At 37.6% G+C, this 10,536-nt stretch carries 9 protein-coding genes and 1 pseudogene; 5 read left to right on the forward strand and 5 right to left on the reverse strand.

Going from position 1 to position 10,536, the window contains the following annotated elements:
• Window positions 1–843: 843 nt before the first annotated feature.
• Complete coding sequence (locus BN338_RS07830; RefSeq protein ID WP_244427638.1) at window positions 844–1,965, forward strand: MFS transporter; 1,122 nt, start codon at window positions 844–846, stop codon at window positions 1,963–1,965.
• A 976-nt stretch (window positions 1,966–2,941) separates the two neighbouring features.
• Here BN338_RS07830 and BN338_RS07835 read toward each other — a convergent pair.
• Window positions 2,942–3,844, reverse strand: coding sequence for a polyprenyl synthetase family protein (locus BN338_RS07835; RefSeq protein ID WP_039760755.1), 903 nt, complete (start codon window positions 3,842–3,844; stop codon window positions 2,942–2,944).
• Between the two features lie 421 nt (window positions 3,845–4,265).
• On the opposite strand from BN338_RS07835, the gene rpmF (BN338_RS07840) reads away from it, so the two are divergent.
• Genes rpmF (BN338_RS07840) through rpmF (BN338_RS11250) form a run of 3 tightly spaced genes read left to right on the forward strand, consistent with a single transcriptional unit; the run spans window position 4,266 to window position 4,820 of the window.
• Window positions 4,266–4,445, forward strand: a complete 180-nt coding sequence (gene rpmF / locus BN338_RS07840) for a 50S ribosomal protein L32 (RefSeq protein ID WP_005774555.1) — start codon at window positions 4,266–4,268, stop codon at window positions 4,443–4,445.
• Window positions 4,446–4,463: 18 nt separating this feature from the next.
• Window positions 4,464–4,652, forward strand: coding sequence for a 50S ribosomal protein L32 (rpmF, locus tag BN338_RS11245; protein ID WP_083868456.1), 189 nt, complete (start codon window positions 4,464–4,466; stop codon window positions 4,650–4,652).
• A 27-nt stretch (window positions 4,653–4,679) separates the two neighbouring features.
• The gene (gene rpmF / locus BN338_RS11250; RefSeq protein WP_425277466.1) at window positions 4,680–4,820 is read left to right on the forward strand and encodes a 50S ribosomal protein L32; all 141 of its coding nucleotides are present in this window, start codon (window positions 4,680–4,682) and stop codon (window positions 4,818–4,820) included.
• Window positions 4,821–5,475: 655 nt separating this feature from the next.
• On the opposite strand, the gene BN338_RS07845 is transcribed toward rpmF (BN338_RS11250), so the two are convergent.
• The 3 genes from BN338_RS07845 to BN338_RS07855 all read right to left on the reverse strand — a co-directional run bounded on the left by BN338_RS07845 (window position 5,476) and on the right by BN338_RS07855 (window position 8,315).
• Window positions 5,476–6,060, reverse strand: coding sequence for a CarD family transcriptional regulator (locus BN338_RS07845; protein WP_039760761.1), 585 nt, complete (start codon window positions 6,058–6,060; stop codon window positions 5,476–5,478).
• A 305-nt stretch (window positions 6,061–6,365) separates the two neighbouring features.
• On the reverse strand, window positions 6,366–6,707 hold the full coding sequence (fdxA, locus tag BN338_RS07850) for a ferredoxin FdxA (protein ID WP_012232471.1): 342 nt from the start codon (window positions 6,705–6,707) through the stop codon (window positions 6,366–6,368).
• 21 nt (window positions 6,708–6,728) lie between these two features.
• A complete protein-coding gene (locus BN338_RS07855) occupies window positions 6,729–8,315 on the reverse strand; it encodes a hypothetical protein (protein ID WP_039760764.1) in 1,587 nt (528 codons plus the stop codon).
• 601 nt (window positions 8,316–8,916) lie between these two features.
• Here BN338_RS07855 and BN338_RS07860 point away from each other — a divergent pair.
• Window positions 8,917–9,828, forward strand: a complete 912-nt coding sequence (locus BN338_RS07860; protein ID WP_039760766.1) for an RNA polymerase factor sigma-32 — start codon at window positions 8,917–8,919, stop codon at window positions 9,826–9,828.
• Window positions 9,829–10,216: 388 nt separating this feature from the next.
• Here the strand turns inward: BN338_RS07860 and BN338_RS07865 are convergent.
• Window positions 10,217–10,536: pseudogene (locus BN338_RS07865) on the reverse strand (metalloprotease); the annotation flags it as partial.

Genomic DNA, 10,536 nt, shown 5'->3' on the forward strand with positions numbered 1-10,536 from the left:
CAGGTTTGGAATGAGAGAATCTTACGTTATTCGGGACTCTCATTCAATATGAATAACGCTAGATTATCATTATAAATCAATACGTTGCCTATATAGTTCTTAATACTTGAGATAGCTTATAAGAGGTATTTTAATCTTTGCTTGTAAAGTTTTGACTCATATGACACCTCTGCGCTTGTGAAAGGCAAGTCAGTGATTTTAATTAATACATCTATGAGAGGGTATATGATGAAAGAATCTTGCAATATCTAAGATTTTTATTCGACATGCAAGACAATGAATGTTTTTTATATCAATCAATGTATTGTTGTTATATGCAGCTTCGGCTACGGTAAATGCTATTGTTGGGCTATTTATTATTCCAGGTAAACCAGATGTTATGCATGTGTGAATCAGAATCATATGAAGGATGTTAATGAGTTTGAGTTTGTTAAGATTATTAAGCAAAACTATATGAATACTTTGATGGATTCGTAGATCTTGTTGCTGGTTCTTTGGCTGCTCTTGAGGCAGTAAAATATTTAACGGATTTTGACAAATGTCAAATTATAGAAAAAACATTAATTGTTAATTTTTCCAGCTGTAAAATTGATAGAACTGAAGATCCTTATAGCGGTTATTGCCCTATTTGTCGTAAAATGTAAATTTTATATTAATCTAAAATGATGTATACGAGTATCTTTGCGGCGTTATTGGGGGAATGCATGGCAAATATATTGGCATTTGGCTTTTTATTTAACGGTATAAGAATTTTAACAGGCGCCTTTATTGTCTTTTATATGCTTGAAAAAGGCTTAACGCTTATTGATATTGGGATCATTAAGTCATTTCAGGCTTTTATTTATGATAGTTACCGATATTCCTTTGGGATATTTTGCTGATCGAAAAAGTTATAAAATATCGATTGTTTTGGCAGCGGCTTTTGCTGCTACATGGCTCTTTCTCATGGGCGTTTCTACAAGCTTTTACGGTTTTCTTTTGACTGAATCTTTTAATGCAGTGTTGCTGACATTGATTGCGGGAGCTTATAATGCTTTACTTGTGCAATATGCAAAAGCAAAATTGACATCGACTAAAAAGGTGCTGGGATCAAGTTCTCAATATAATTACATTGGCATGTTTATATTTAGTTTGATCGGTGCCTATTTTGCTGATTATTCAAGCCAATATATATGGTATATCGCGGCATTTTTAATGTTGATGACAACACTCTTTGGTTTGTTTTTTCTTGATGACCTCAAAGGGCAGAGAAAACCAAGACACGGAAATGCTTTTCAGGCAAATCCTCTCATTTGTGAAGCTAAAGAGATGGTATCTATTTTTGTTAAAGTTCCTTATATCTCTTTATGCTTTTATTTTTCATTGATTTTTTTCAATATATTTTCGCAATATTGGCAGTGGATCTTTAAAGATCATCATATTCATGTCACTTACTTTGATCTTGGAGTGACATTTTCACTGATATTGTTCTCTCAGCTCTTGGCTAGTTTTTTCTTTACCAAACTAAGTGAGAAGATAAATTTTGTTTTATTGCTGTTTCTTTCAGTTTCCATGATTTTTACAGTCGTTTTTTTTGAACCAAGAAAAGAAATTGCTATCATTTTAGTCTGTATGATTTTTTATCTCATTAAGTACACCTATCTTCGTGTGGAAGTTATTCTACATGATCGTATTAGCGATCATTTTAGGGCGACATACGAGTCTTTCTTGTCAACCGTTGGAAGATTGAGCTTATTGGTATTTTTTTACATGAGTGCGTATATGGTCGATATATTTGGCTTTTTCTCGCTCGTTTATATTTTTGCTATTTATTTATTGATTTACTTGTTGGCAGTATTTTTTTTGAGATGGAAATCTCAAAAAAGTTCAGTAAGAATAGTCACTTATTATTATAGGTGCTTTATGGAGTGTTATAGTGGGTCAAGTTTTTGTTTGAGTCCCATCATTGTTTTGCATGTTGAATGAGAAAGCTGAATATGGTCCGTTTTTCTTATGCAAATCTATGTCTCATTCAATCGATCAAAATCATGTCTTTTGCATTTTACGAAGAGGAATGGTGTAAAAAATCATTTAAAAAGAAGTTTCTTCTTATGCACATTGTGCCAAGAGTTTCTGACAAGATTGGAAAGGAGCGAAGAAAATGATTGTGCCGGATTATGCCCTTGTTAAAGGAATGGTGGTGGTACCCGTTCAGTCAATGGGATAGTATATAAAATGTTTTTATTCTCACTTGTTAATTGCTGGCCAATGTCTCGCTAAAGTGTGCGTATTCAGTGGTAAAAGTGCATAAGCCTATTCAGATCAATGCCCTGATGATCGATTTTGTTGTTGGTATTGTTAGCGGGTTTAGTTTCTTCAGTCTTGTTTGTTGAGCCTTGAACTATAAAATAGGCGTAAGCACCTGCTTTAAGAACCTAGACTGTTTAAAATTGGTACTGGTAGGAATCCTTGCTCTTTTAAATGTGGAGAGGGGGTAGATTACGTTATTATATAGAATAATAATGATTTACTTTTTTGTCGCAGGCATCATACTCTGTTTAATTTTTTTATGCAATGCGTTGAATAAATGCGATAAAGAGCGTGACATATTGAAGAATGACAGCGATGATTATTAAACTGTAGTTATTATATACTTTGTTGTTATGATTCAAATTAAATATTATAAATCAATGCGTTGAATGCGAATTTCTTGACGTTTTTTCTCTTGTTCTTCATGCAAAATAAGATGTCCAGAATGCACTTATTTTATAAATTCATTGCGCTTGTTTTAATGATCTCTTTGAAGGTTAGTCACATCCATTTAACGATGGGCATTTAATGATGAAACCAATAGTATAATGTGGATTAATGGTAAGGTTTTTTGAAAAATTTATTGTACACTGAATGAAGAGAACAGTGTACGGTAGGTGCAATGAGGTGGAATGTAATCAGGCAGATGAGGTTAATTTTTGCGTGTTGCACTAAAGCGGGCAGCTTGTTGGAGGGGGAGTGCTTTGGCATCAAAGGGGTGTAAGAGGGCTTCTGCTTTTGTGATGAGCGCATCTCGCTTTTTTTGGGTTTCTTCAATGCCATAAAGACGAACAAAAGTTGCCTTTTGTGCTGTTTCATCTTTCCCAGCAGTTTTGCCTAGGGTTTGCGTGTTGGCGGTGACATCAAGAAGATCATCGGTTAATTGAAAGGCTAAACCAAGGTAGCTCCCAAAAGTTGCCAACTTTGTAGATAATTCTTTGGAGGCATTGCCAATGATGGCGCCTGCTTGGCAAGCAAAGCTTATTAAGGCGGCTGTTTTCATGCGTTGTAGTGTGATGATGTCAGTACTCTCTTGCGGTTTTTTTTCAGCTTCAAGATCCAACATTTGTCCCCCTAGCATACCACCAAGTCCGGCTGATTGTGCAAGAGCTGTAATCAATTTTATTCTCATATCTGTAGACAGTGCATTTGCTTTATGGGCAATGATTTCAAAGGCAAATGTTAAGAGGGCATTGCCTGCTAGAATTGCTGTTGCTTCATCAAATTCTACGTGGACAGTAGGTTTTCCGCGCCGGAGTGTATCGTTATCCATGGCCGGAAGATCATCGTGAATGAGTGAATAACAGTGAACACATTCTAAGGCACATGCAACATCAAGGGAATGTTCTACAGGGATATCAAAAAGTGCAGCACTTTGAATCACAAGAAAAGGACGCAGGCGTTTTCCACCGTTCAGCACACCATAGCGCATCGCTTTGATTAAGTTTGCAGGACGTGAAATTTCACCATTTTGGATTTGATCACTTAGTAGTGTGTTCAGGCGACTTTCAACGGTGTGGCTATGTTTTGCAAGAAGGGTGGTAAATTCGTGCATTCTTGCTTCCTTTGTTTTTACAAAAATGAAATTATGAAGTTTAAAGAGAGAAGCTTTTTCTTGTTTTTGTCAATTTGTGTAGGTTTTTATTAAAAATCAATTCCTCTCCATTATGCGTCTGTCTACTGTATGCGTAAATCCCTTTTAAAGCCAAATAAAAAATTAAATGCTCGTCTTATGAAAATGTTTTCATTGTTGTAATAAAATCCACAAATTTTGCGGTATTTTTGATATTCACTTGGGTATTGTGACACCATTTTTTATAAAAGGAAGGTCATTTTGGGAAGAGAGGGATCATTTTGACATTGCCTCTTTCTCTTTATCAGTGTATAGTAGCTTCAAATTTTATGGTGTTTTTGAATGAAGCATTGTCATTTTTGACATTGCTTTTTCTGTTTTAATGGATTTGGAGTGTCTTTTTATGGCTGTACCTAAACGAAAAACCTCTCCAGCGAAGAGGGGCATGCGCCGTTCGGCTGATGCTCTGAAGGCGCCGACTTATATCGAGGATAAAAATTCCGGTGAATTGCGTCGCCCTCATCACATTGATTTGAAAACGGGGATGTATCGTGGACGTTCCGTTTTGGTAGTTAAGGATTGAGCATTTTATCCCTCTCGAATGAGAAGGGAGATGCGCCGTTCGGCTGATGCTCTGAAGGCGCTGACTTATATCGAGGATAAAAACTCTGGTGAATTGTGTCGCCCTCATCACATTAATTTGAAAATGGGAATGTGGTGTGGGCATTCCGTTCTCGTGGTTAAGACTTTAGCGTTTTTATTTTTCTTTTGCGATGGTAGGTTCCTTTGATTCATCGGTGAATGCACGTTCTCGAGCGTGCATTTTCACTTTAAGGCGCTGGCTTATATCGAGGATAAAAATTCCGGTGAATTGCGTCGCCCTCATCACATTGATTTGAAAACGGGAATGTGGTGTGGGCATTCCGTTCTCGTGGTTAAGACTTTAGCGTTTTTTTAAAAGGGAACTTCTCTCAACAGGCCTTTCAGCTATTTTGTGATGGGGCTTCGTGAATGGTATAAACGATAAAGCTCCAATGAAATAAGATAAAATTTATTTTACTCTATCTTTAGGCTTCCTAAAAGAGCAAGCGAACAAAGTCTATGACGGTGCTCGCTCTTAATGTTTCAAAAAACCTTGGTTTTTGAAGCGGTTCATAAGAGGTATGCCTTTTTTAAAGTTTTACTCATATGTCCCCGTATAGGTAAGCGAGCATTTTTGATTGATTCAATGTAGAATAGGCTGGAAATGAGAGAATTTTACGATATTCAAGGTTTTCATTCAATATGAAAAACGATAAACTATCTTTATAAATCAATATCTTGAATTGAATATGATGTGTAAGGAAGTTATTTTAATGATTTGATGTGAGAGAATCTTCCTGTATTTAGACTTATAATTGAATATAAAGAATGATCTATTATGATGATTAAGCAATGAGCTATTTATGAAGTAAAGCACATGAAGTGGTGGTAGGTGGAATTTGTCGAAAAGCTAGATTGTTTATTGGTGCTGGTTAAAAACTCTGTTCTTGAGCGTGCAGAGGGTGATAAAAAAAATAAAACCAGCATTTTGCTGGTTTTATCAAAATATCCTGTTGTTATGAAAGAGTGTATTATGCAGCGTAGACAGTTTTGCTGTTTTCAACTGTCTCTTCTCTCTCAGTTTTAAATTCGCGTTTTGGCTTGTTGGAGAGATGCGTCTCTATGAGATTGATAGCTTCTGTTTCAGAAAGGCTATTAATAACCGCAATTTCGCGAGCCATTCTTTCAAGAGCAGCGGTATAAAGTTGACGCTCAGAGTAGGATTGTTCCGGCTGTAGGTTAGAGCGAAAAAGATCACGGACCACTTCAGCGATACAAATAAGATCTCCTGAGTTGATTTTAGCATCATATTCTTGAGCACGGCGTGACCACATGGTTCGTTTAACGCGTGCTTTTCCGCGTAAGACTTTTAAAGCACGTTCGACGGAATCACCAGCAGATAATTTACGCATTCCAACGGAAAGGGCTTTTGCAATGGGGACTTTGACATCCATTTTATCTTTCGCAAAATGAATGACAAAAAGTTTTAATTTATGTCCTGCAACTTCTTGATCTTCAATTGCTATAATTTGTCCCACGCCATGCGTGGGGTAGACAATATATTCAGAGGTTGCAAATTCTTTAGTCTTGGAGGACGTTCCATGTTGGGATGCCATAATTTTAGTTTACTCCCTTATGATCAGCAAATGCATCGGAAAACAGGTTATAAACCTGAGGGTGAGTTTTCTTTAACCAAGTATATTGTATCAATTAAGTGAGCATAAAAGCCGAGTACTTTTAAATCCAAAAAAAAATACATTGCTTTACTAAAAAAAGCAAAGAAAAATACTTAGAAAAATGATCATGTTAGAATAACACTAACATCAAACTTTAAAAGAATCAATCATTTCGCTTAAGGATTTTTTTATTTTTACAAGAGAAGTCTTTCAATTGTTGCAGGAGGAAGTTGTACACTGTATCATTACTCTTCTCCACTGCCTGGATTTTCTGAAAAATACTTTTCTAGTTTGTTTGGAACGCCATCCATTTCTTTTGCTTGAGGGAGAGGGTCTTTTTTTGTGGTTAAATTGGGCCATTTGTTCGCATAATGAAGATTAAGCTCTAACCACTTTTCTAGTCCTGGTTCTGTATCAGGTACAATGGCTTCTGCTGGGCATTCTGGCACACAAACACCACAATCGATGCATTCATCAGGATGAATGACCAACATATTTTCACCTTCATAAAAACAATCGACAGGACAAACTTCAACGCAATCCGTATATTTGCAGTGAATGCAGTTGTCGGTTACTACGTGGGTCAAGATCAAACTCCATTCGTTACTTTAATTCTCTTTAGATGAGAGTGTGTGCGTGTTTTTATGATTGGAAAGTTGATCGCGTAGTACAGCTAATTTCGCAAAAGGTGAATCAGGGTTAAAACGCTTTTCTTTTTGAAGAGGTTTATAATTTGCACGTTTGTCTTGGGATTTATGGAACTTATGAGAACGTTTTGTTTGTGATGGCGCTTCTTGAGGGAAATTTCCATTGGCATTGCCCTCTTTTTGTACAACACTTTTTGGTTTATTTTTCCACTTATGTCCAGATTTATCACGTTTTTTTTGTGAGTGGTGGTGAAGTTGATGCCTATAGTGCCATAATAAAACGACTTTATCCACTGCTGTAGGGGGAATGGCTTTGGAAAAATTTCCAACAGGTTCAGCTGCTGGTAAATGATTGCTGTTATGGGAGTGTTTTTCAATACAAGAGGATGAGGATAAAGTATTTAGGGATGAGGTATTTTGTTCTTCTTGGGTTGTTTCTGAAGGACTGATTGTTTGCCATAGACTGCCAACGCATTCTGCTGCTGGAACTTCTTGTGTTGTCTCCTTGATAAGGGAAGAAGCTTTGTGTGCAAGAAGATTTTGTTCAAAAACAGTGTTGCTTATACTGTATGATTGGTAGCCAAGTCCTTTGAGGATTTCTTCCATATCGTTTCCATTGGCTCCAAGAATGGACATCATGGCTGGGGTTACAAAAAAACTTTTGCCGTCATAGGCGCCATCGGGTTTGGGATCATTTCCTTGCTTCCAATGAAGTGCAAGGCGGATGAGATTGGCAAGACGTTCTAAAATATCAATCCGTACGGCACGTTGTCCTAAGATTCGGTAACCAGCTAATTGATAAAATTGGCGGTTATAGGTAGGGTCAACACTCAAAGAGGTTCGACCCGCAGATAACGCTGTAAAAATTTCGGCCAAACCCGTTTGGTCTTGTTCTGCATTTTGAAGGTTCCACAAAAGGGTAATGGCTTGAACCGGAGCAGGTTTAAGCATTCCTGCAACATAGATATGAAAAGCGCCAAAACGCACACCTAGACGTCGAAGAATGGCACGTGATTCTTGCGCAAGGTTTTTGACAAGGTCTAAAATTTCGCGCCGGGGGATAACCCCTAAAGAGCTAACCAGTTGTAAGGCAAGACTGTTGTTTGAATCTGTTAAATTATCAGCATTGCGTAAATCAAATAGGGGCTTTAAAGCCGTTTCAAAATGAAAGGTTACAAAGCGCTCTAATCGTTTCATGACGTTATCGCGGGATTCTCCCAAAAGCTGTGAGTCTGCTAAAACAATCAATTTGGGTTTAAAAAAATCTTCTGTGGCAACAAGTTGTCCTACAGGTTGACCAATCCAGCGCACAATGCCATCAGAACTAAGGGTAAAATCGCCATTTGCGCAAGCACAAAAACGTATCGCACGTTTGGAAAACGCAAGAATCAAATGTTCATTCTCTATTGAGCATTGCTTCTCAGCTGTTTGATCGGTATCGTTTTTATTGGCATAAAAACGAAAACCTTCAAATTTACCCCTTCCGTGTTTTTCAATGAGAATATCATCCTGAAGAATCTCATTCTGTTGAACAATCTTGCTATCCATGATCATTTTCTTTCTCAGTGCGATACTGGTAAAAAGCCTTTTGCGACAACTCCATAATGCTGCTCTTTCTTTAACACGTTTGTTGCGCTTGCTTCAATCACTCTTGTCGTTTTTTGATGTTTCTTTTTGCGCCTTTAAAACTTAGATGCTTCTCTTTTATTCAGTTTTCATTCAGTTGGGATATTTTATATTTGTGAATTACACTTATTAGTTGTAATGTAAGGCTGATTAGTTGTAATGTAAAGCTGAAAGCATAAAAATAGATTCTCTAAATTTACAAGGAAACGGAATCGGTCATCAAAAAAACAGCATGTATTTTGTCTGATCATTTTATTTTTTTGCTGTTTTGCCATGAAAAGTGAAGAGAAAGTTTTTTTCAAATATTTCATAGGCTAAAAGGCATATTGAGGGGCGTTTTGCAGGTGAAATTATGTCTTATGACAAGAAGTTTTACCATGATGATGAAAAAAACAATTGCGATTATAAAATTACACGCTAAAGTAGTGAGGCAGAAGTAAACAACTTTTGCGTTCTTTTTAAAGAAATAACAATGATGTCGTTGCCAAATCAATTTTGATAATTTTAATCGCAAGGGGTTATTATGGGTAATCTTTCAAATGCTGTTTATAAAAACAGCAAAAATTATAGCGATGCAGACAAAAGCTTAGGACGTAATATGATGCGTTCTGCTATGAAAGCACCTTATCTTGAACGGCAAAAAGAGCATGATTTGGCTCTGCGATGGAAAGATAAACGCGATGATGATGCCATGCATCAAATTGCAGCGGCTCATATGCGTTTGGTGATTGCTATTGCGAACCGCTTTAAACGTTTCAAAATGCCCTTAGGGGATTTGGTACAAGAAGGGTATGTGGGGCTGTTGGAAGCCGCAGCACGTTTTGAGCCTGATCGGGAGGTGCGTTTTTCGACCTATGCAACATGGTGGATACGCGCTTCTATTCAAGATTATATTTTACGAAATTGGTCAATCGTTCGTGGAGGAACCAGTTCTTCGCAAAAAGCGCTTTTCTTTAATCTGCGGCGTTTGCGTGCAAAACTGGTGCAAGATGATAGTGCTTTGTCAAAACAGGATATTTTTCGTACCATCGCTGAAAAACTCGGTGTTTCCGTACGAGATGTTGAAACAATGGATTTTCGTTTTTCCAGTTCTGATAATTCCTTGAGCGTTTCCGTTTCTGAAAACAGTGATAATCCCATTGCGAAGATGGATGTTTTGGTTGATGAGAGTCCTCTTCCTGATGCTTTAATTGAGCAAGTGATTGATGGTCAACGGCGTACGCAATGGCTTTACGATGCGTTGCAAATTCTCAATGAACGAGAGTTGGAAATTATTCGCTTTCGTCGCCTCAATGAAGAGGGGGCTACTTTAGAAGTCTTGGGTGAAAAATTAGGAATTTCGAAAGAACGTGTGCGCCAAATTGAAGCACGGGCTTTGCAAAAATTGCGTTCTGCTCTCCTTACCGTTCATTCAGAAGATGCTTATGATATATAAGCTGCGATAAGGCTCTTTAGGGAGAAGGAGAATGTTACAGGTGCGGGGGGTGGGGCACGATGAAGCTGGTTTTGAGAGTACCAGCTTTACGCTTCCTTACTGGTTCATTGAGCCGTTTTATGAGCAGAAGAAGATTGGAGGGTGAGGTTCGTCTGAGAAGGTCTTTGCAGAAATAATCTTCTGCTCTCCTGACCGTTCATTCAGAAGATCTTCACGATATATAAGCTGCGATAAGGCTTTTTAAGGAGAAGGAGAATATTACAGGTGCGGGGGGTGTAGGGCATGATGAAGCTGGTTTTGAGGGTACCAGCTTCATTGGCCCATTGCTTGGGGGAAGGTGTGATACAGACAGACAAGAATTAAGGCTATAGCAGATGAAAAAGGAGCCTTATTCGGTGATAATTTTCACTTTTGTACCGGCGCTTAAAGTTTGCGTTGGTGAGAGGGCGTTGAGGATACGAAAGAGTTTTTCTTTGTCTGGTGTGTGTTGCATTTTATTGGCAAGGTTTGCAACATTTTCTCCTTGTTTAACGCGTACAATACTGATTTTTAAGGGTTTCAATTTTTTTAACTGTGAAGTTGAAAGAGGGTGAAAACTTTGTACCGTTTTTTTGGCAATCTCTGCAAAATTTTGAGAATTACGGGGAGCTGCCGTCAGAAAACGAAAAATATGGTTATTGAACAAAATGACAACCACATCAAATTGCC

Source organism: Bartonella queenslandensis AUST/NH15 (assembly GCF_000312585.1).
Taxonomy (GTDB): domain Bacteria; phylum Pseudomonadota; class Alphaproteobacteria; order Rhizobiales; family Rhizobiaceae; genus Bartonella; species Bartonella queenslandensis_A.